A 21,222-nucleotide genomic window follows, 5' to 3' on the forward strand; every position below is an offset into this window, starting at 1 on the left:
CGGCGGTCCTCACCATCACCCCTCTACCACCCTGAAAACCGCCCCACTGCCTGCGTCCCGAACGAGATCGACCCGCCGCCCGTCCCAATGATAGTCGAGGTGCCGGCCCTGAAGGGGATTAGACGCGCAATCCGGAAAGAAAAGCGCGACACATTCGCCGCCAGCCTGTCGCACGCTCGGATAGGCCATGCCATTCGCCCCTGAGCCACGCAGGCTGGCAGCGAGTTGCTGAGCCTCCCCATAGCTCTCCGGATCAAGACAGGGGCCATAATCCTCGTCACCGCCGCGAAGATCATGCAGCTCAGCATCGACCGTCAGGACAATCTCCCGAAACTGTGACGTCCACCCGGCCTGCTCGCCCGTCCTGGCCATGAATTGGGCATGATGATGGATCGTCTCGAACAGAGCGGTTTCATAGCTTCGCGCGACGTAGAGCACGCCATAGCTTCCGTCCGAAAATCGGCTCGGCCGATCGAGGCTGACGTGGGTGAACGACGCCATCAGATAGGACGACCCCACACCACCAATCCGCCGCTCAGGAGGGACAAGCTCCATGTTCCCGATCGACGTCATGATGCGCGGGTTCGTTTTCTGCTCGGCCGATATGAGGAGGGGCCAGTCGGCGGGGTCTGCAATATCCTCGAACAGATCGATGGGAGGATAGATGCTACGGATGATCCTGACCGCACCTGCCCATTCGACCCTGCTGACCGGCGGCACCGCAATTCCCGTCACCAGCCGCCGCGCTCCGCGTCGAGATAGCGCCGCACTCGCATGATGTCGGTCAATTCACCGCCCAGCATAACCTTCAGCGCATTTGCGCCCTCGAAAGCCGCATTGGGCGCCTTGATCCAATCATAACCCCGCTGGGGTTCCTGAAAGATGATGCGGAGCGCCTTATGGATGCCCATAAGGTTGGAGAGCCGGGCAAGCCCATCGCGCGAGATGCGGCCCGGCCCTTCTGCCTTCCAGCGACGGAAGCTGCGAACCGGCATATCTGTCAGGACGGCAGCCTGCTCGTCCGTGACACCCCATTTGCCAAACAGATTGAGGGCAGCGCGAAACATCGCACCGCCTTCTTCCTGAGTGACGGGTTCCGGCCGGAACGGAGCGGGGACCGTCTCAATGGGTTGCAGCATGGCCATAACGTTCCTCCACATGGCATCATATATAGATTATACTGCCAAATGGCAAACTTGACCTGCCGCCTATGCGATATTTCGCATAAACGTCATTTATGCGTTTAATAGCATAGGCTGCGGCGGCGCTTCGCCCCTTAACGCCGCCCAAACCTCGCTTTGATCACCTTCTCGGCAGCCCGAAGCTGATCGAGATAGTCGCTCCAATATTGCATCATCTTGACCCGCTCGTTCCAATGCTCGCCGCGCAGATAGGCCCGCCGGACATCGTTGCTTTCGACATGCGCCAACTGGCGTTCGATCGCATCGGGATGCCATTTGCGGCTCTCGTTGAGCAGGGTGCTGGCCGTCGCGCGAAAGCCGTGTCCGGTCATCTGTGTCTTGTCATAGCCGAGCCGCCGAAGCGCCGCGTTGACAGTATTCTCGGACATCGGCCGCCTCGGGTCGCGAATGCTGGGGAACAGATATTTCGAGTGGCCGCTGATCGGGTAGAGCGCCTCCAGCAAATCCATGACCTGCGTGGACAGCGGCACGCGATGCTCGCGCCCCATCTTCATCTTCTCGGCAGGGATCGTCCAGATGGCCAAATCAGGATCGAACTCCGACCATTCCGCGTGACGCAGCTCGCCGGGCCGGACGAAGGTGTGAACGCCGACCTTCAAGGCGATCTCGACAGCTGGCTGCCCTTCATAGCCCCACATGGCGCGCAGCAGCTCGCCGACGCCGCCGGGATCGGTGATGGCGGCGCGATGCGTGACCTTGGGCGTAATGAGTGCTCCTTGCAGATCGGCGGTGACGTCGCGCTGCGCGCGGCCGGTCGCAATCGCGTACCGCAAGATGCTGCCGCATGTCGTCCGCAGCCGCCGTGCCGATTCGTAGCGGCCCTTAACCTCTACCGTGCGCAGGACGGCAAGAAACTCCGGGGCGGTCAGTTCGCCAATCGGTCGCTCGCCGATGATGGGCTCGGCATAGCGCAGCAGCCAGCGCATCTTTTCCATGGTGGCGGCCGAACGCCCTTCGGCCTCCAGCTTGGCAAGTCACTCCTGCGCAACCGCGCCGAAGCTGTCTCCGCCGTTGAGCGCCAGGGCGCGCTGAAGCCTTTTGTGGGTGGAGGGGTTCGTGCCCCGCTCAAGCAGCTTGCTGGCCTCCGTGCGCTTCTCGCGTGCCTCCTTGAGGGAGACTTCGGGATAGACGCCCAGCGATAGCGTCTGCTTCTTGCCGCCATGCGAGAAATTCCAGCGCCAGTAGCGGGCGCCGTTCGGGTTCACGAGCAGATAGAGCCCGTGCATGTCGCCGACCTTGAAAGGCTTCTCGCGGAGCCCGATTTTACGGATGGCGGCATCGGTAAGCATGACGTTGATTTTCCCGGTTTCGATACCGAGAAAACTACCGTTCGCGCATCCGGGTAGCAAGGTACACGCCCGGACAGCGGTGGACGAGATACCACAAACCGGCCAAAATATACCATCGATTCCGGACGGCTATGGACAGGAAAATCAAGGGAAATGGTGCCCGGGGACGGAGTCGAACCGCCGACACTGCGATTTTCAATCGCATGCTCTACCAACTGAGCTACCCGGGCATCGGGTCATCGGCGGAGGCGTCCGCCGGATGGAGGCGTGCCTATAAGCGTCAATCCGGTTCGCTGTCCAGCCCATAATTGCCATTTTTTTGCGTCGCTTCATCCGCCGCCGGTCCGGGCACGCGATAGCCTTCGCCCAGCCATTGCAGCAGGTCGCGATCGCGGCAGGCCGTTCCGCAGAAAGGGCGGCTTTCCGGGGCGGAGGGCTGGCCGCAAACCGGGCAGGCAGCAGCTTTAGGCGACATGGCCCGCCGCCAGCGACAAGGCCGCATCGGCCTTCAGCGTGATCGCGCCGCCACGACGCTTGGCCAGCAACTCGATCCAGTCCTGCCTTTTGTGCAGCAGGTCGATGATGGCGGGCGCGGCGGTGATGGTCGCGGCGCCGCCCTGGCCATGGCGTTCGGCACGGCGCAGCAGCGCGAGCGCGGCGGTCAGCACCTTGTCCTCGCGCAGCAGCTCCATCAGGTTCGCGCGCTCGCGGCGGCGGATGATCTGGAGGAAACCAAAACCATTCACCGCTGTCCGCTCGAAGGGAAGCGGCAGATATTTGTCGATCTGCGCGGCGGCGATGATCCGCTCATCCTTGTTGTTCATGGTCGGCAGGTCGATGCCGATCGAACCGGACAGGCCCATGCGACGCACGGCTTTCGCCGCCAGCTTCGCGCCCTTGGGACCAAGTTGCGCAGGGGGGAGCGACCCATCGACATCGATCAGCAGCATGGCGGGCGTCAGATAGAGACGCAGCGCCGCATCTTCGGCACCGACCTCGCCGCTCATCGCCTCTTCCATCAACTCGCTCCAGCCATGGGCTTCGAGCCGGTCTTCCTCATGCGCCGGGCACGGGACGACGGGAATGTCGGTGGCGCGGATGCGCTGGAGCAGGCTTGGCCCCTGATGCGGCTTGATGCCGGGCAGCGGCACCCGGCCCTTGGCGCGCTTGGGCCGCCCCTCTTCGGCAATGGCTTCGCGCAGGATTTCAACCAGCACATTGGCGCCCTCCGCCAGCTTGGGCGGAATAGGCTCCAGCAGCACTTCTTCGCCCGACATCAGGCGCACGATGCCGCGCTTCCTGGGGATGATGGTGGCGATCAGGCGGCCCTGCATCACCGCGCCGGCGCGGGCATGATCGCCCTCGCGCTCGATCAGCGCCTCCACCAGCTTGCCATGTTCGATCAGCGCCGCGCGGGCTTCGCCGATACCTTCTTCATAAAGCCATTCGGCCATGTGCGTTCCTAATCGATCGGGTAGCCCGCCGCTTTCAGCAGCGTGCGGGTTTCGTAAAGCGGCAGGCCCATGATCGCGCTGTGGCTGCCCTGAATCGTGCGGATGAGGCCGGCGGCACGGCCCTGAATGGCGTAGCCGCCCGCCTTGCCGCGCCATTCGTCGCCGGCAATATAGGCGTCGATCTCCGCCTGCTCCAGCCGTTTGAAGATGACGATATTATCCGACAGGCGATGCCGCGCCTTGCCTTCGTCGTCGATCAGGGTGATCGCGCTGAACACGCGATGCCGCCGCCCGGACAGCAAGGTCAGGCAGGCGCGCGCCTCCGCCTCGCTCTCCGTCTTGGGCAGGATGCGACGGCCGACAGCGACCACCGTGTCGCCCGACAGGATCAGTGCGCCGGGATGCCGGGCGGCGACGAGCGCACCCTTTTCCGCAGCCACGCGCGCGGCATAAGCAGCGGGCAATTCGGCTTTGCGGGGCGTTTCGTCAATATCGGCGGGATCGACTGCGTCGGGGACGACACCGATCTGGCCCAGAAGGTCACGCCGTCTGGGAGAAGCCGAAGCAAGAATGAGCCGCATCAAAATTGCGGCTTATTTGAAGCGGTAGGTGATCCGACCCTTGGTCAGGTCGTAAGGGGTGAGTTCGACGAGGACTTCGTCGCCCACGAGCACGCGGATGCGGTTCTTGCGCATCTTGCCGGCCGTGTGGCCGAGAATTTCGTGATCATTTTCCAGCCGCACGCGGAACATGGCGTTGGGGAGAAGCTCCACAACCTGTCCGCGCATTTCAAGCAATTCTTCTTTAGCCATAATATCCCGAATTCGAAAAATCGCGCCGCCATAGCGCCAAAATCAGCAAAATGAAAGTCAGGGATGCGCGCCGAACATATCGCCAGCCGCATGCAGGGCCGCGAAGACGGAATCGAGCTGATCGGCGTCGAGACAATAGGGCGGCATGAGATAAATGGTGTTGCCAAGCGGCCTTAGCAAGAGGCCGCGTTCCAGCAAGAAGGCGCGCAGGCGCGGCGCAAGGTCGGAGAGATAGCCGGCGTCGGCCGCAAGCAGGTCGATCGCGGCGACCGTGCCCAACTGGCGCGGGTTGGCGAAGGCGGGATGCGCAGCCAGTTTCGACAGGCGAGTCGCAATGCCATCGGCCAGCGTGGCGATGCGGCCCAGCACATCCTCGCCCCGCCAGATGGCGAGATTGGCGGCGGCCGCGGCGCAGGCGATGGCGTTGGCGGTGTAGCTGGACGAATGGTAGAAGAGGCGCGCGCGGTCGGTGGAAACATGGGCGTCGAAAATTGGCGCGGTGGCGAGCGTGGCCGCGAGCGGAATCGCGCCGCCGGTAATCCCCTTCGCCACGGCCATGATGTCCGGCACGACGCCGGCCTGTTCGCAGGCGAAGAGGGTGCCGGTGCGGCCCCAGGCGGTCATGACTTCGTCGGCGATGAAGAGAACGCCATGCTTGCGGCAGATCGCCGCCATCTCGCGCAGAATATGGGCGGGATAGAGCAGCATGCCCCCTGCCCCCAGGATCAGCGGTTCGACGATGAAGGCGGCCGGCTTTTGCGCGCAGGCGGCCTCCAGCGCGTCGAGACAGGATTGTTCGGCGCCGGGTGCAGGGAACGGGATGGTGCCGACATCGAACAGCAAGGGCGTCCAGGCGGCATTATAGACGCCGCGCTCGCCGATCGACATCGCGCCGATCGTGTCGCCATGATAGCTATGTTCGAGAACGAGGATGCGGCTGCGCGCCTGCGCCAGACCATCGAGCGACAGATTGTGCCAGTAGCCCAGCGCCATCTTGAGCGCGACTTCCACCGCCGTCGATCCGCTGTCGGAATAGAAGACATGAGCAAGGGTCGGCTGGCCATCGAAGCGGGGGGCGAGATCGATCAGGCCGCGTGCGACCGCTTCGGCCGGTTCATGGGTGTAGGCGGCGAAGATCAACTGGTCGAGCTGGCCGGCCTGTCGGGCGATGGCGGCGGCGATGCGGGGTTCGCAATGGCCATGGGTCGTCACCCACCAGCTGGAAATGCCGTCGATCAGCGTGCTGCCATCGGCAAGGTGCAACATGGCCCCTTCGGCGCGGACGACATACGGGATCGGCTCATTGAGGCCATGCTGGGTGAAGGGGTGCCAGACGGGAGAAGACATTGCCCGCCTTTAAGCCAGAGCCGCCACGAAGGCTATGGCTTCTCCGCAGGCTTCGGCTGCACCGGCGGAGGCACCAGCACCGTCGGCAGCGCAACATGCACCTCCACCCGGCGATTTTTCGCGCGGCCTTCGGGATCGTCGCTGCCATCCTCCTTCGCATTGGGGGCGATGGGGCGGGCTTCGCCCAGCGCAACGAGCGTGATGCGATCCTTCGGCACGCCCTTTTCCACCAGATAGTCGCGCACCTTTTCAGCGCGGATGCGCGAGGCGACCTTGTTGTCGCCGTCATTGCCGCGGGAATCGCTATGACCGCGCAGGGTGATGGGGCCGCCCTCCCTTGCCGCCGGGCTGGCGAGCAAGGCGTCAATCGCAGCCTTCGCCGCGTCGTCCAACGCCATGGGGGAGGGGCCAAAGCTGATCACGCCGTCGACTGGCTTGATCTTCGGTTCTTCGGGCTGATCGATGACTTCAGGGCGCAGGATGGAGCGTTGCGGTTCGGCTACATTGTCGGCTTCATTGGCGGCCAGCATATTGGCGCCATTGTCCGCGACATTGGCCGCTTCCTTTTCCGCCGGCGGCTGGCAGGCGGCCAACGCGCCAAGCAGCAGCAGGGCCGGGGTCGATCTTGTCATTCTTCCTCTCCTTTCGGCCGTTTGAGGATGGGCGGCACATAGGACAGGATCGTGTCGCCGGTCTGGGGCGTCGGGCGCGACGCATGGGTGAAGAAGCGCAGCGCGCCATTTTTGCGCAGCAGCAGCAGCATGTCGCCACCTTCGGGCAGGGAGGCGCGGGCGGCCTCATAATCGAACTGCTCGCTGATGCGGGTCTTGCGGAAGGTCCAGCCCTGCTCCTCGCGCTGCATGATGTCCTCCACGCCATGGCCGGAGGAGAAGAGCGCGCGGCCGCGCAGGGATTCCGGCAGAGCGCGGGGATCTTCGTCATCGCTGGCGTCGCCCAGCTGATGGACATTGTCGCGGCCGATTTCCGGTGCGAACTCGTTGCAGACCAGCGCATTATAGGCTTCGTTGTCGGTCGTGGCGGCCATCACCTGAAACTGGGCCAGGTCCAGCCGCTCTTCGGTCGCCTCGGACAATATCTCGCCATGATAGGTGGGAATGCCCTGATGCCGGGCGGGGGCGAGCCGCTGCCAGCTATTATCGGCGATCATCACCGGGACGTCCAGCGCACGCAATTGCGACGCGAGGCCAAGGCTGAACGGCGTGGCGCCGACCAGCAACAGGCCCTTTTCCTGCGCGCCGGTGACTTTGAGCAGGCGGGCCACGGGTTTGATCGAAAAGCCGTGGAAGACGATCGTCGCCACCACCACGGCGAAGGACAAGGTGACGAGGATCGAACCGTCGCCATAACCGAGGCGATCGAGCCGCAGCGCGAACAGGCCGGAGATGGCGACCGCAACGATGCCGCGCGGGGCGATCCAGGCCACCAGCAGCCGTTCGTTCCAGGGGACCGGCGAGAAGGCGAGGCTGAGCAGCACGGTGATCGGCCGCACCAGGAAGAGCAAGGCGAAGAGGAAGGCGAGGAAACGCCATTCGAACTGGCGCAGCACGCTGAGGTCGAGCGAGGCCGAGAGGATGACGAACACGCCGGAGATCAGCAGGACGGTGACATTTTCCTTGAACGGCTGAATGTCGCGCAGGGAATCGAGGCGCATGTTCGCCAGCGCCACGCCCATCACCGTGACCGCCAGCAGGCCGGTTTCCTGCTGGATGATGTTGGACAGGACGAACACGCTGATGACGGCGACCAGCAGCACTGGAGCCTTAAGATATTCGGGCACATAGCCGCGCGGGAAGAGCCAGCCGATGGCGCGCGCGGCGATCCAACCGATCAGCCCGGCGACGATCGCGGCGGCGATCAGCGAGACGATGACGGCGGCGAGGCTGCTGCCCTCGCCCGATCGGCGCAGATATTCATAGGTGACGACGCCCAGCAGCGCGCCGGTCGGATCGTTGACGATCGCTTCCCATTTCAGGATGGCGCGCGGGCGGGCCGCGACATTGGACTGACGCAGCAGCGGCAGCACCACGGTCGGCCCGGTGACGACCAATATGCCCGCGAACAGTATGGCGACCGGCCAGACGAGACCGGCGACATAATAGCAGGCGAGCGATCCCAGCACCCAGCCGATGGGGGAGCCGAGCAGGACGAGACGCGTCACGGCACCGTCAGTCTTGCGCAATTCGCGGAAATTGAGGCTGAGGCCGCCTTCGAACAAAATCAGCGCGACCGCAACCGACACCATCGGCTCCAGCAGGTCGCCGAACACATGTTCGGGATTGATAAGGTGAAGGACGGGTCCGCCAAGGACGCCCGCTGCCAGCATCAGGGCAATGGCGGGCCATCCGGTTCGCCAGGCGATCCATTGTGCGCCTATCCCCAATATGCCGATCAGCGCGATGGAAAGTGCCTGTTCCTGCATCAGGCCGGGATAGTCAGGCGGTGGCGACGGGGGAACCCCCGATATTTTTCCGACGGAAGGGAACCATCAAATAGCCTGTGCGTGGCCGCGCATCAACGCAGCGACAGACCCAGGAAAAAAGGGGCGGTCGATGACCGCCCCTTTCATCATATTATTGCTGCGGCGTGGCCGGTGCTGCGGGGGCAGCCGGTGCGGCTGGCGCTGCGGGGGCCGGCGGGGCGGCCGCCTGAATGCGCTGCTGCAAAGCCGGATCGGCGGCAGCAGCCTGGCCGATCTGGTTGAACTTTTCGGGCGGGATGCCCGACGCCTGAAGCGCGGCGACCATCTTGGGCTGCTTGTCAGCGTCAGCGATGGACGTATCCTGCTGGATCTTCGTCACTTCGACAGCGGCGGCGGCAAACTGCTTGATGTCGGCGTCGCTGAAGTTGCTGGCGCCGGCGGCCGGCGCTGCGGGCGCAGTCGGTGCCGCAGGGGCAGCAGCGTCCTGCGCAAGTGCGGGATAGGCAGCGAACAGAGCAATCGACGCAATGCCCGCTTTCAGGAATTTGGTGTTGCTAAGACCCGTCAACTTTTTTCTCCTCGTGACCGATATGATGACAATCAGACGGTCAAGCTGTTGAAATCGTTCCGGCGGGGAAAGCACTGAACGGCGAGTCGTGAGATTCAAAGGGCGGGCGGATGGGTTCCAACGGCCCGTCCCGACAAAGGCCCCATTCGCCGCAGCAATAATATTGCGTTGCAGCAAGATCGGGCCGGGCCGGATTCGTCCAGCACCCGGCCCGAACCTGTCGTCCTTACCAGATCTTCACGCGATCCTTGGGCGCGAGGTAGATTTTGCCGCCCGGCGCAGGCTTGAACGCATCATACCAGGCGTCGAAATTGCGCACGATGTCGGTGCGATATTGCGACGGGGCATGCGGATCGGTGACGAGACGCTGGCGCAGATTTGCTTCGCGATAATTGCGGCGCCAGACCTGCGCCCAGCCCAGGAAGAAGCGCTGGTCGCCGGTCAGCCCGTCGATCACCGGCGCCTTCTTGCCGCCGAGCGAAGCGTGATAGGCGTCGAGCGCGACGGCCAGGCCGCCCAGATCGCCGATATTCTCGCCCATGGTGAAGGCGCCCTTCACATGCGCGCCGGGGAAGGGTTCATAGGCGTCGTACTGCGCGCCCAGCTTTTGCGTCAGCGCCTTGAAATTGGCGACGTCCTGATCGGTCCACCACTGGTTGAGCTTGCCCGTCTCATCATATTTCGCGCCCTGATCGTCGAAATGATGGCTGAGTTCATGGCCGATCACCGCGCCGATGCCGCCATAATTGACCGCCGGATCGGCATGCGGATCAAAGAAGGGCGGTTGCAGGATGGCGGCGGGGAAGACGATCTCCACCATGCCGAAATTGGCATAGGCGTTGATTTCCATCGGGGTCATGCCCCATTCCCAGCGATAGATGGGCTTGCCGAGCTTGCCGATATTATAGTCGAATTCGAAGGCGTTGGAACGCTGCGCATTGCCCAGCAGATCGTCGCGCTTCACCTCCAGCCCGGTATAATCGCGCCACTTGTCGGGATAGCCGATCTTGGGCGTGAAGGCGGCCAGCTTCTTGTGGGCGCGGGCCTTGGCCGTGTCGCTCATCCATGGCAGGGCGTCGATGCGGCGGCCCATGGCGGCGAGCACATTCTTGACCAGCACATCCATCGCCGCCTTGGTTTCGGGCGGGAAATATTGCGCGACATAGGCCTTGCCCACTTCCTCCCCCAGCGATTCCTTGAGGAAGGTCGCGCCGCGCTTCCACCGTTCCTCGCGCTCCGGCGTCCCGGAAAGCGTGGTGCCGTAGAAGGCGAAGTCGGCGCTGGCGACGCTGTCGGGCAGATAATCGGCATAGGCGTGCAGGCTGGAAAGCAGCAGCGCATCCTTGAGCACCGCGACCGGGGTCTTGGCGATCAACGCCGCCTCGCCGGTGATGGCGCTGGGCTGGGCGACGAGCAGTTCGGCGGGCTTGAGGTTATTGGCGGCATAGAAGGCCGCGAAGTCGAAGCCGGGTGCGGCCTGCTGAAGCTGGGCCAGCGTCATCTTGTTATAGGTCTTGTCGGCGTCGCGGCTGTCGACCTGGGTCCAGTGGACCTTTGCGATTTCCGTTTCGAACGCCATCAGCGCGGCGGCACGGGCCTTGGCATCCTGTTCGCCGGCCAGCGTCAACATCTTTTCCAGATGGGCGACATAGGCGGTGCGGATCGCGGCCATCTTGTCGCCCGCATCCAGATAATAGTCGCGGTCGGGCAGGCCCAGACCGCCCTGCATCATCGAGAGGATGTAGGTTTCCGGATCCTTGTCATCCTGTCCCACATAGAAGCGGAACGGGCCGGGCACGCCGGAACGGGCCGCCTTCGCCGCGACCTTCGCATAGGAGGCGAGGTCAGTGATGCCGCTGATCTCCGTCAGCCAGGGCTTGATCGGGGCCAGCCCTTTCGCCTCGACTGTGGCGGCGTCCATATAGCTGGCATAGGCGTTGCCGATCTTGCTGTTCGGGTCTTTCTGCGCCGCTTCCAATATGCCGCGGGTGCGGGTGCGCGACAGATCGTCCAGCACGTTGAACGCGCCATAGTTGGACTTGTCGGCGGGGATCGGCGTGTTCTTGGCCCAGCTGCCATTGGCATAATCATAGAAATCGTCGCCGGGCTTGACCGACTTGTCCATGCCCGTGGCGTCGAAGCCGTAGCTGCCATAGGTGGGCTTGGCGGCCGGCGCGGTCTTTGGCGCGGCGGCCTGATCGGCATGGGCGACGGTGGCGGCCAGGGCGAGCGCGCTGGCGGCGGCGCCCAGGAGGAGTTTGTTCATCAAAGCGTCCCTTGCTTGTGACAGATCGGGCTGCTTAGTGCGCCCGGCATGAGCCGATCTTGAACGCCCGTCCAACAGGCTTGTCCATGTCGTTGGTCGAAAATTATCCGCGGTTGAAAGTATCGGAAAGGGTAATGTGCGCCGCAAACGCCTGACGCAGGCTGGCAGGATCGAGCGGATCGAGCAGCGGCAGGCGGCCGAGCGAAGGCGCGCCGGCGAGTTGCGGGATGATGCGCTCATTTTCCGCATGCGGATCGCCGATGAAGGCGATGCCGGCGATCGGCACGCCCCGCGCGCGCAGCGCCTCGATGCTCAGCAGGCTATGGTTGATGGTGCCAAGGCCGGTGCGGGCGCACAGGATCACCGGCTGCCCCCAATAGGCGAAGAGGTCCGCCATGGTCAGCGTTTCGGTGACGGGGACGAGGACGCCGCCAGCCCCCTCCACCACCAGCGGCCCGTCAACCTGCGGCAGGGCGAGGCGATCGAGGCTGACCTCCACCCCGTCGATCCGCGCGGCGAGATGGGGCGAGGCGGGCGTGTTCAGCCGATAGGCTTCGGGCAGGATCTTTTCGGGCGGCAGGCCGGACAGGGCGGCAACGCGTTCCTTGTCGCCCGACGGATCGACGCCGGCCTGCACCGGCTTCCAGTAAAAGGCGCCCAGCGCCCCGGCGAGGCCAGCGGCGAAGACGGTCTTGCCGATGTCGGTATCGGTGCCGGTGACGACCACAACGCTCATCGCATCACCCGCTGCAATTCGCGGCCCAGCGCAGCGACGTCGGACCGGCTGGCGTTGAGGGTCAGCGAAATGCGCAGGCGGCTGGTGCCCGGCGGGACGGTCGGCGGGCGAATGCCGCGCACGTCGAAGCCGGCCTGCTGCAAGGTAGCGGCGATCGCCATGGCGCGGGCGTCATCGCCCAGGATCACGGGCAATATCTGGCTGCGCGGCGCGGACAGGCCAAGCGGCGCGCAGATCGCTTCGGCCGCATCCTGCCGCAGGGTGAGCAGCCGGTCGCGCAGGTCGCCGGCCTGTTCGATCCGGTCGAGCGCGGCGGAAACGGCGACAGCCATCAGCGGCGAGGGCGCGGTCGAGAAGATGAAGGCGCGGGCGCGGTTGACGAGATAGTCGATATGGATGCGCGGGCCGCAGATGAGCGCGCCTTCCGCCCCCATCGCCTTGCCGCAGGTGTGGAGGGTGATGACATTGTGGAGGCCGTCCAGCCCGGCCGAAAGGCCCCGGCCGCCGGGGCCGAAGACGCCGGTGCCATGGGCTTCATCGAGCAGCAGCATGGCGTCATGCTGCGCCGCAAGCTTGGCGAGGTCGGCGAGCGGGGCCATGTCGCCGTCCATGGAATAGAGGGTTTCCACCGCGATCCAGATGCGGCCCTTGCCCCCTTCGGCACGAAAGGCGGTGATCAGGTCGGCGAAGCTCTGCACATCATTATGCCTGGCGAACACGGATGCCGCCTTGCTCATGCGCATGCCGTCATGCGCGCTGGCGTGGATCAGTTCGTCCGCGACGATCAGGTCGCCGCGCTGCGGCAGGGTGGAGAAAAGGGCGAGATTGCCGACATAGCCATTGGCGAGGAACAAGGCCGCCTGGGTGCGGAAGAAATCGGCGGCCTTCGCCTCCAGCCCTTCATGTTCCGGCGCATTGCCGCGCAACAGGCGCGATCCGCCCGACCCCAGCGGCACGCCGCGCGCGACCGCATCAGCCACGGCCTGGGCAATCATCGGATCGCCGGCAAGGGCGAGATAATCGTTGGAGGCAAAGTCGCGCCCGGCGCGGGGAGAGAGGCGACGCAGCCGGCCGCGCTGCTCCAGCGCGGCGAGCTGGGAACGGAAGGGTTCGGCAGTCATGGCGGCGCATATAGGCCCGGCCGGAGGGAGCGGCAAGCGCACGCTTTTATGTGCCACGATGCCTTGACCAGCGATCGATCCCGTTCCCCTGAACATCGCGCTAACTTCGCATATTTCCCGCCAAAATGGACATTTACGTGCAAGGTTCGGTAACTTTGTTACGCGAAATCATAAGTAACAGAGGCATGGTTTACGGGAGAAAGACCAGCTTTCAGGATAACCGACCAGCGCCGTGTAGGACATTCATAGCCCCTGCCCCGGCGCAGGCTTCACCCGACGCGGTCGCCGTGCGCCGGCATGAATCAGCGGATCGACCAGTTGCTGATAGAGGGTGAAGAGATGCTCCACCCGTTCGCGATCCGAGCCGAAAGCGGCTTTGCGGTAAAGACGGTCGACCGCCTGATCGAGATCGCGATGCGCGCGGTGCAGTTCGGCCGGCATGCTGTCGGGATCATAGAGGTCGGCGAGCGACGAGGTGGCGTTTTTGGGCAGGGCGCGCGCGTCGAGCACCGCCTGCGCCAGCGCCTCCACCTGCGCGCGCTGGGCGGGCGTGGCGTCTGGCCAGGGGAAGTTGTTGTACACTACGCCGACGGAATACATATAATCGCTCTTCATCCGGCCGCTGATCTGGCGCATCCACGCCATATGCATCCGACTGGTGAGAATGCCGAAATCCCAGAGCGTTGCGTTGGGCAACAGGCGCAGTTTGTCGCTGGGAATGACAGGCGGGGTCAGCCAGCCGATGGGGATATAGTCCCGCTTGTCCGAGGACACCTGCGGTATCACCAGAAATGCAGCGTCGGGCATCACTGTAACATGGAAGGCTGTTGGCGTGTGCGACAACGCGATTGCCGTGCCGCCACGAGGCTTGATTTCCAATTTGCCCTTCGCCGGCGCAAGCCCCTGACGAAAGCGAGCGACCTGACCGATGCGCGCCCGCGCCACTGACGATGTGCGCAGCAGGGCCGGCGGCGCATTCTGCAACGCCAATATCCACCGGCACCCGGCATTGATATATTCTTCCGCTCCTATGAACGGCCGAATCCAGTCGCGAATGGGGTCGGCATCGGGAATTTGCCGATATTCTTCGGGCGTGAATATCAGATAGCCGCCATCGACAGGTTTCGTCCCTGTCACCAGGCGCCCCGCGCCATTGATCGGACGCGCTTCTTCCCGAACCACCATATGCCGATCCAGCAGCCCGGCATCGATCAGATAGGCATTCAGGGCAGCATGCCGCGTCTCTGTCGGCTCGCCCTTCGCATCGGCATAGCTGAACAACCGCTTTTGCGCGGGCTCGTCGCCGCGTTGCGCGAGGCCGATGATGACGCAATGGACCGCGGCGCGGCCGGGCCAGACGAAGGAGCGATGCGCGAAGGCGATGTCCATGCCGGCGCGGAAGATCAGCGGCCAGAGTTGCGCCACCTGTTCGCCCTGCACGATCGAATTGGTCGACACGAAGGCGATGCGGGCATTGCCGCCCGCGACATAATGCGCGCCCTTGATGAACCAGCCGGCGACATAATCGAGCGTGCCGCCGCTGCCCGGCAGGGCGGCGAGGCGGCGGATCTGCGCGCGTTGCCTGTCGCTCTGAAACTTCGCGCCGGCAAAGGGCGGATTGCCGAAGACATAGCTGCACTGGCTGGCGGGGACGACATGGTTCCAGTCGATCTCCAGCGCGTCGCCATGGCGGATGCCGGGCGCCTTCACCAGCGGGATGCGAGCATAATGCTGGCCGAAATCCTCCGCCAGCCGGGTGTTGGCGATATGATCGGTCATCCACAAGGCGACCTGCGCGATCATGGCGGGAAATTCGTCCAGTTCGATGCCGAAGAAGCGGTCGACATCCAGTTTCGATAGCGCGGCGACATCCATCACCAGTTCGACCCGGCCATCAATGGTCAGCAGTTCATGCAAAATCTCCCGCTCCAGTTCGCGCAGTTCGCGATAGGCGACGACGAGGAAATTGCCCGCGCCGCAAGCCGGATCGAGGAAGGAGAGCGAACCCATGCGGTCGTGCAGCGCGCGCAAGGCCCGCTCGCGACCGGATTTCAGCGCGCTGGCGCGGGCAAATTCGGCGCGCAGATCGTCCAGGAACAGGGGTTCGATCACTTTGAGGATGGCCTGTTCGGGCGTGTAATGCGCGCCCTGCTTGCGGCGTGTGACCTTGTCGATCACGCTTTCGAACAGGGAGCCGAAGATGGCGGGCGACACATCGCCCCAGTGGAACAGGCTGGCGTCGAGCAGCATGTCGCGCATCTTGTGATCGAAGCTGGGCATGGCGATGCGTTCGCGAAACAATTCGCCATTGATATAGGGGAAGTCGGCCAGGTCCGGGTCCAGCCCATGTTGCCGCCGGTCGGGCGGGGTATCGAGCGTCTGGAACAATTCGCCCAGCCACCGGCCGAGGTCGCGGCCGTCAGGGCTGGTCCGCTGTTCCAGGAAGGTGAGGAACTGGTCCTTGCGTTCGAAAATGCCGGTGTCGTCGGCAAAGAGGATGAAAAGCAGCCGCACCAGCAGCCGTTCCAGATCATGACCGACATAGCCATCGGCGGCGAGCGCATTGTGCAGCCGGCCCATCAGTTCGGACGCCTTGCGATTGACCGGCGACTGGTTGCGGAAGAGGCGCGGCTGAACGCCCAGGATGAAGCCGAATGCTTCCACATGACGCTTGAGGTCGGGCAACGGGAAACGCCATTCGCGGCGGGTTTCCAGGTCCAGCAGTTCGAAACGCTGGAAATCGCACACCATCAGATGGCGGGGCCGCTGGCTGTGGGGCAGCCAGTCATAATAATCGAGCGCCTGCGACAAAGCGCGATTGAGGTCGCGGCCGGCGCTTTTCTGTTCGACGATCAGCGTGCCGGGCCAGAAAAGGTCGATATAGCCGCCGGTACGCCCCGGATCGAGCGAGCGGACCCGCTGTTCATAGACCGCGACCTGTTTGCGCGGCACGCCGAAGATGTTGAAAAATTCGTCGTAGAAGCTGTGCGTCTGCCCCTTTTCATAGCCTTTGCCGATCCATTGACCCGAAAAATGGGCGGCATTGGTGCGGATTTCCGGCCAGCTGAGACGCATCCCTTTCCCCTCCCCCGATGGAATAGGAAAAGGCTGGTGGATCAGTCGGCTAGCTCAAAGCAGAGGCTTGTCCGTAATGGCCCGAACCGCGTCAAACTTTGTCCGAAACGGCGCATCAGAAATTGAAGCTGAGCGAAACGGATGCAACATTGTCGTTGCTGTCGTCCGCGCCGGGGCGGAAACCGTGCTGGTGGAGATAGCCGATTTCCGCATTCACATTTTTCGCGATCGGGGTGGTGATGGCGATCAGGTTGCGCATCCGCTCCTCACCCTGAACGCGCTGGAAATTGGTCTTGTTAAGATCGAAGAAGCTTTCATGGCTGAGCACCAGCGCGGCCTTGCCACCTTCGCGAAACGGCATGACCAGCTTCACATAGGGGCGAAGACGCCAGGCGGTGCCGTCAATCCCCTCACGCCAGCGTTCCTCCACCCGCATGCGGGCGCTGATAGATACCGGGCCGATTTTGGCGATATTGTCGAACGTCACCTGTTGGCGGCCGCGATGCTCCATCACGGTGAAGTCGCCGCCATTATATTGCGGATCATGGGTGTAGCCGGCCCAGACCGTCACCGCCTTCGACAGTTTATAGCCCAGCAGCGTGTTGGATTCGACTTCATAGAGACCGTTGCGATCGTTGCTGAAGCGGGCGACGATTTCCTGCGACAGGCGCCAGTGATCGCTGAGCTTCACCGTCGCGCTGGTGGTGGTCCAGAGCTGTTCATCCTCGCTGGCATGGGCGACGCCGGGCAGCGCCAATGCGGCGATGAGGGACAGGGCGGGCAAAGCAAGGCGGGGCAAGAGGGCGGTCGAACGCATGGGGCATCATCTCCACCGCCGGATCTGGCGGCGAAGGCGCCACTATGACCGTTTCAAGACTCCATCGTTACATCTGCATTGCAATTTGATGACGATGCATTGCCCGATCATGTCTCACAACAGGATGGCGGGCGGGATCAGGCGGCGCGGGCGGTGGGCGGCGGGGCGAGAGCAACGCGATTACGGCCGGCGCGCTTGGCTTCGTAGAGCGCGGCGTCGGCCGCCGCGAGCCAGCTGTGACTGGTCATGCGATCGCCGCCCAGAGCAGCGACGCCGAAGCTGGCGGTCACGCGCAGCGGCGGATCATGCGGGATCACCTGCGCGGCCACCGCATCGCAAAAGCGGCGCGCGGCCGCCATCGCATCCGCCTCACTCGTTTCAGGCAGGAGCAGGCCGAATTCCTCGCCGCCCAGGCGGCCAAGCGAGTCGCTGGGGCGAGAAAGGGTGCGGCACAGATCCGCCACCGCCTCTATCACCCGGTCGCCGGCGGGATGGCCATGATCGTCATTGACCCGCTTGAAATGATCAATGTCGAGCAGCACCAGCGCGGCGGGCCGCTGATGCCGGGTGAAAAGCGCGATCTGGCGGTCGATCGCGGCGACGAAGGCGCGGCGGGTGAGCGCGCCGCTCAGCCCGTCGCGCTCGGCCAGCAGGCGCAATTCCATCTGTTCGATCACGATCGGCGCGAGGCCCTGAAGGATCGCCATCTGTTCGGGCGCGAAGTCGCGCGCGCGGGTGTCGATGGCGCAGAGCGAGCCGACATTATAGCCTTCGGGCGTGCGCAGCGGCACGCCGGCATAGCTGCGAATGCCCGGATCGCCCGTCACCAGCGGATTGTCGCAAAAGCGCGCGTCGGCGCAGGCGTCGGGGATGATCAGCGGCGCGTCCTGCCGGATCGCATGATCGCAAAAGGCGACGCTGCGCGGCGTTTCCGCCACGTCCAGCCCGACGTGCGACTTGAACCATTGCCGGTTGGTGTCGATCAGGGAGACGGCGGAAATGGGCACGCCGACCAGCGCGCGCACCATGTCGGTGATCTTGTCGAACCCGCCCTCCGCAGGCGTGTCTAGGATCTGATAGCGGCGCAGGGCGGCAATGCGGCCCGCTTCGTCAGTCAGTCTGTCTTGTGGCGTCATGGGCAACCCGATGCTTGAACCTGATCGATGCTCCCCAAGCCCATAGGCGGGAAGCCGCGCCCCGCACACCCGCCCCAAAGTGCAGCCGCTGATGAGAGGCTGCGCCGGTCTGGTGAAAAAATGGTTAAATGAGGGCCATGGCGCGCGGAATATGCATCGACTGAAAATGTTTGCGTGAAATATCCTGAATTTTGGGAAATATTTCGCTTATATCGGATTTAATTCGAGCAACAAAAATTCCTCTCCTTAAAAATTCGCAGAAATCCGCCATTTTCTGAAATTGGCACGCCCCCTGCAAAGCTGTTGGCATGATCCACTGACGGATCGACATCAGATTTTCAGGGAAGGAACCAAGACATGAAGACCATCGCTTTCGCCGCCGCCATCGTTGCCGCCGCCGTCACCGTTTCGGCCACCGCCACCTCCGCCTTCGCCCAGTCGGAAGGCCGTTTCGGCGCCGCCAAGGTCAGCTATCATGAAGCCACCGGCCGCTATTGCGTGCGCCAGGCGCAGGCATCCTCGCGGGTTCCACTGGTGCAGTGCCGCAGCAAGACCGACTGGGCGCAGCAGGGCGTGACCATCACCCACAAGGCGCCGGTGCAGCTGGCCCAGCGCTGATAGCGGTCCATGCCCCCTATCATCGACAAATGCCCGGTCGGACCACCGACCGGGCATTTTCGTGTGAGAGGATGATGCGCGTCACCCGCCATGCGCCAGCGCGGCGAGCAGCAGCAGCGCGACGATGTTGGTGATCTTGATCATCGGGTTGACCGCCGGGCCGGCGGTGTCCTTATAGGGATCGCCGACCGTATCGCCGGTTACGGCCGCCTTATGGGCTTCGCTGCCCTTGCCGCCATGATGGCCATCCTCGATATATTTCTTCGCATTGTCCCATGCGCCGCCGCCCGACGTCATGGACAAGGCGACGAACAGGCCGGACACGATGACGCCCAGCAGCAGGGCGCCCAGCGCGGCAAAGCCGTTGTCGGCGCCGGCGACCGCCGTGATCGCGAAATAGACGATGATCGGCGCCAGCACCGGCAACAGGCTGGGCACGATCATCTCCTTGATCGCGGCGCGGGTGACGAGATCGACGGTGCGGGCATAGTTGGGGCGCGAAGTGCCCTCCATGATGCCCTTGTTGGTGGCGAACTGGTCGCGGACGTCCTTGACCACGTCGCCGGCCGCGCGGCCCACGGCGGTCATCCCCATCGCGCCGAACAGATAGGGCAGGAGCGCGCCCAGCAGCAGGCCGACGATGACATAGGGGTTGGACAGGCTGAAATCGACCGGCGCGGTGAGGCCGAGCGCCGAATTGTAGAATTTAAGGTCTTCGGTGTAGGCGCCGAACAGCACCAGCGCGGCAAGGCCGGCCGATCCGATGGCATAGCCCTTCGTCACCGCCTTGGTCGTGTTGCCCACCGCATCGAGCGCGTCGGTCTTCACCCGCACGCTGTCGTCGAGATGGCTCATTTCCGCGATGCCGCCGGCATTGTCGGTCACGGGACCATAGGCGTCGAGCGCCACCACCATGCCGGCCAGCGCCAGCATGGCCGTGGCGGCGAAGGCAATGCCGATCAGGCCCGCCAGCTGATGTGCGACGATGATGCCGATGACGATGACAATCGTGGGCAAAGCGGTCGATTCCAGGCTGATGGCGAGGCCCTGAATGACGTTGGTGCCATGGCCGGTTTCGGAGGCTTTTGCGATGCTGCGCACCGGGCGATAATTGGTGCCGGTATAATATTCGGTGATGACCACCAGCAGGCCGGTGACGGCCAGCCCCACCATCATCGACCAGAAAAGCGCCATGCCGGTATAGCCGCCGACCCCATCGAGGTCCGCGCCGAACACGGCATGCATATCGCCCAGCACCCGCCATGTGACATAATAGATGGCCGGGATGGAGAGGATGGCGGTGGTCCAGAAGCCCTTGTACAGCGCGCCCATGATCGACTGGCTGGCGCCCAGCCGCACCATATAGGTGCCGATGATCGAGGTGATGATGCACACACCGCCCACGATCAGCGGCAACGCCATGAGGTTGAGCAGAAAGGCGTTGTTGACGCCGGTGACGAGCAGGGCGGTCAGCACCATGGTCGCGCCGACGGTGACGACATAGGTTTCGAACAGATCGGCCGCCATGCCGGCGCAGTCGCCCACATTGTCGCCCACATTGTCGGCGATGACGGCGGGGTTGCGCGGATCATCCTCCGGGATGCCGGCCTCCACCTTGCCCACCAGATCCGCGCCGACATCGGCCGCCTTGGTGAAGATGCCGCCGCCCAGCCGCGCGAAGATGGAGATGAGCGACGCGCCAAAGGCCAGCGCGACGAGGCTGTCGATCACCAGCCGATCGTCGGGCGCATGCCCCGCCGGCCCGGTCAGATACCAGAAGAAGACGCTGATCGCGAGGAGCGCGAGGCCCGCCACCAGCATGCCGGTGATCGCGCCGGCCCGAAACGCGACGGTCAGGCCGCTTTGCAGCGTGCCGCGCGCGGCTTCGGCGGTGCGGACGTTGGCGCGCACGGAAATGTTCATGCCAATGAAGCCCGCCGCCCCCGACAGGATCGCACCGATCAGGAAGCCGATCGCCGATGTGAGGCCTAGGAACAGGGCGACCAGCACCGCGACGACCACGCCGACGATGGCGATGGTGGTGTATTGCCGGCCCAGATAGGCCTTGGCCCCTTCCTGAATCGCGCCGGCAATCGCCTGCATAGTGTCATTGCCCGGCGACTGGCGCAGCACCTGACGACTGGTGAACAGGCCATAGAGTATGGCCAGCAGGCCGCACCCTATGGCGATGAAGATGATCTGCATGCTTGTTCCTCTCCCCCTGTTGTTGCTGTCATCGGCCGCTCCGCAGGGAATGACGGGCGAGCGAAGGGCGGGAAAACGGGGCGCGCGACAGAGGACTGCCGGACGGAACAGGTCCGGCGTAGGGCACCGCGTCAAT

Annotated in this window: 21 protein-coding genes and 1 tRNA gene; 1 reads left to right on the forward strand and 21 read right to left on the reverse strand. The window is 64.0% G+C overall.

The genetic code is table 11. The features are described 5' to 3' along the window. Window positions 1–15: 15 nt before the first annotated feature. From ACFOKF_RS17190 to ACFOKF_RS17285, 20 genes are all read right to left on the reverse strand, one after another. On the reverse strand, window positions 16–735 hold the full coding sequence (locus tag ACFOKF_RS17190; protein ID WP_380797204.1) for an RES family NAD+ phosphorylase: 720 nt from the start codon (window positions 733–735) through the stop codon (window positions 16–18). After that, window positions 732–1,145: an MbcA/ParS/Xre antitoxin family protein gene (locus ACFOKF_RS17195; protein ID WP_380797205.1), complete on the reverse strand. Its 414-nt coding sequence runs from the start codon at window positions 1,143–1,145 to the stop codon at window positions 732–734. The genes ACFOKF_RS17190 and ACFOKF_RS17195 overlap by 4 nt, the downstream gene beginning before the upstream one ends. Before the next feature lie 131 nt (window positions 1,146–1,276). Further along, on the reverse strand, window positions 1,277–2,167 hold the full coding sequence (locus ACFOKF_RS17200; RefSeq protein WP_380797857.1) for a tyrosine-type recombinase/integrase: 891 nt from the start codon (window positions 2,165–2,167) through the stop codon (window positions 1,277–1,279). Window positions 2,168–2,176: 9 nt separating this feature from the next. Beyond that, window positions 2,177–2,491, reverse strand: coding sequence for an Arm DNA-binding domain-containing protein (locus ACFOKF_RS17205; protein WP_380797207.1), 315 nt, complete (start codon window positions 2,489–2,491; stop codon window positions 2,177–2,179). 154 nt (window positions 2,492–2,645) lie between these two features. Beyond that, a tRNA-Phe gene (locus tag ACFOKF_RS17210) sits at window positions 2,646–2,721 on the reverse strand. A 50-nt stretch (window positions 2,722–2,771) separates the two neighbouring features. After that, complete coding sequence (locus ACFOKF_RS17215; RefSeq protein ID WP_380797209.1) at window positions 2,772–2,966, reverse strand: DNA gyrase inhibitor YacG; 195 nt, start codon at window positions 2,964–2,966, stop codon at window positions 2,772–2,774. After that, a complete protein-coding gene (locus tag ACFOKF_RS17220; protein ID WP_380797211.1) occupies window positions 2,956–3,945 on the reverse strand; it encodes a ribonuclease in 990 nt (329 codons plus the stop codon). The genes ACFOKF_RS17215 and ACFOKF_RS17220 overlap by 11 nt, the downstream gene beginning before the upstream one ends. Window positions 3,946–3,953: 8 nt before the next feature. After that, window positions 3,954–4,526 carry a Maf family protein gene (locus tag ACFOKF_RS17225; RefSeq protein ID WP_380797212.1) on the reverse strand — a complete coding sequence of 191 codons (573 nt, stop codon included), beginning with the start codon at window positions 4,524–4,526 and terminating at the stop codon, window positions 3,954–3,956. A gap of 12 nt (window positions 4,527–4,538) precedes the next feature. Then, the gene (gene infA, locus ACFOKF_RS17230) at window positions 4,539–4,757 is read right to left on the reverse strand and encodes a translation initiation factor IF-1 (RefSeq protein ID WP_003049127.1); all 219 of its coding nucleotides are present in this window, start codon (window positions 4,755–4,757) and stop codon (window positions 4,539–4,541) included. 57 nt (window positions 4,758–4,814) lie between these two features. Next, complete coding sequence (locus ACFOKF_RS17235; protein WP_380797214.1) at window positions 4,815–6,104, reverse strand: adenosylmethionine--8-amino-7-oxononanoate transaminase; 1,290 nt, start codon at window positions 6,102–6,104, stop codon at window positions 4,815–4,817. Window positions 6,105–6,136: 32 nt separating this feature from the next. Further along, window positions 6,137–6,736, reverse strand: coding sequence for an OmpA family protein (locus tag ACFOKF_RS17240; RefSeq protein ID WP_380797215.1), 600 nt, complete (start codon window positions 6,734–6,736; stop codon window positions 6,137–6,139). Continuing rightward, entirely contained in the window at window positions 6,733–8,544 is a 1,812-nt protein-coding gene (locus ACFOKF_RS17245) for a cation:proton antiporter (RefSeq protein WP_380797216.1), read from the reverse strand. The genes ACFOKF_RS17240 and ACFOKF_RS17245 overlap by 4 nt, the downstream gene beginning before the upstream one ends. Window positions 8,545–8,695: 151 nt before the next feature. Beyond that, window positions 8,696–9,112: a DUF4168 domain-containing protein gene (locus ACFOKF_RS17250; RefSeq protein ID WP_380797218.1), complete on the reverse strand. Its 417-nt coding sequence runs from the start codon at window positions 9,110–9,112 to the stop codon at window positions 8,696–8,698. 226 nt (window positions 9,113–9,338) lie between these two features. Next, window positions 9,339–11,378, reverse strand: coding sequence for a M13 family metallopeptidase (locus ACFOKF_RS17255; RefSeq protein WP_380797219.1), 2,040 nt, complete (start codon window positions 11,376–11,378; stop codon window positions 9,339–9,341). 103 nt (window positions 11,379–11,481) lie between these two features. Next, on the reverse strand, window positions 11,482–12,114 hold the full coding sequence (gene bioD, locus ACFOKF_RS17260; RefSeq protein WP_380797220.1) for a dethiobiotin synthase: 633 nt from the start codon (window positions 12,112–12,114) through the stop codon (window positions 11,482–11,484). After that, the gene (locus tag ACFOKF_RS17265; protein ID WP_380797222.1) at window positions 12,111–13,235 is read right to left on the reverse strand and encodes an 8-amino-7-oxononanoate synthase; all 1,125 of its coding nucleotides are present in this window, start codon (window positions 13,233–13,235) and stop codon (window positions 12,111–12,113) included. The genes bioD and ACFOKF_RS17265 overlap by 4 nt, the downstream gene beginning before the upstream one ends. A gap of 243 nt (window positions 13,236–13,478) precedes the next feature. After that, on the reverse strand, window positions 13,479–16,310 hold the full coding sequence (locus ACFOKF_RS17270) for a DNA methyltransferase (protein ID WP_380797224.1): 2,832 nt from the start codon (window positions 16,308–16,310) through the stop codon (window positions 13,479–13,481). Window positions 16,311–16,425: 115 nt separating this feature from the next. After that, a complete protein-coding gene (locus tag ACFOKF_RS17275) occupies window positions 16,426–17,127 on the reverse strand; it encodes a DUF2490 domain-containing protein (RefSeq protein WP_380797226.1) in 702 nt (233 codons plus the stop codon). Between the two features lie 137 nt (window positions 17,128–17,264). After that, on the reverse strand, window positions 17,265–18,263 hold the full coding sequence (locus ACFOKF_RS17280) for a sensor domain-containing diguanylate cyclase (RefSeq protein ID WP_380797228.1): 999 nt from the start codon (window positions 18,261–18,263) through the stop codon (window positions 17,265–17,267). A 124-nt stretch (window positions 18,264–18,387) separates the two neighbouring features. Continuing rightward, window positions 18,388–18,594 carry a hypothetical protein gene (locus ACFOKF_RS17285; protein ID WP_380797230.1) on the reverse strand — a complete coding sequence of 69 codons (207 nt, stop codon included), beginning with the start codon at window positions 18,592–18,594 and terminating at the stop codon, window positions 18,388–18,390. A gap of 26 nt (window positions 18,595–18,620) precedes the next feature. Between ACFOKF_RS17285 and ACFOKF_RS17290 the strand changes: the two genes are divergently transcribed. Continuing rightward, window positions 18,621–18,881, forward strand: coding sequence for a hypothetical protein (locus tag ACFOKF_RS17290; RefSeq protein ID WP_380797231.1), 261 nt, complete (start codon window positions 18,621–18,623; stop codon window positions 18,879–18,881). Between the two features lie 81 nt (window positions 18,882–18,962). On the opposite strand, the gene ACFOKF_RS17295 is transcribed toward ACFOKF_RS17290, so the two are convergent. Continuing rightward, window positions 18,963–21,086 (reverse strand): sodium-translocating pyrophosphatase, encoded by a 2,124-nt coding sequence (locus ACFOKF_RS17295; RefSeq protein ID WP_380797233.1) that lies wholly within the window; start codon window positions 21,084–21,086, stop codon window positions 18,963–18,965. Window positions 21,087–21,222: the final 136 nt, after the last annotated feature.

The organism is Sphingobium rhizovicinum, from assembly GCF_042647625.1.
Lineage (GTDB): Bacteria > Pseudomonadota > Alphaproteobacteria > Sphingomonadales > Sphingomonadaceae > Sphingobium > Sphingobium rhizovicinum.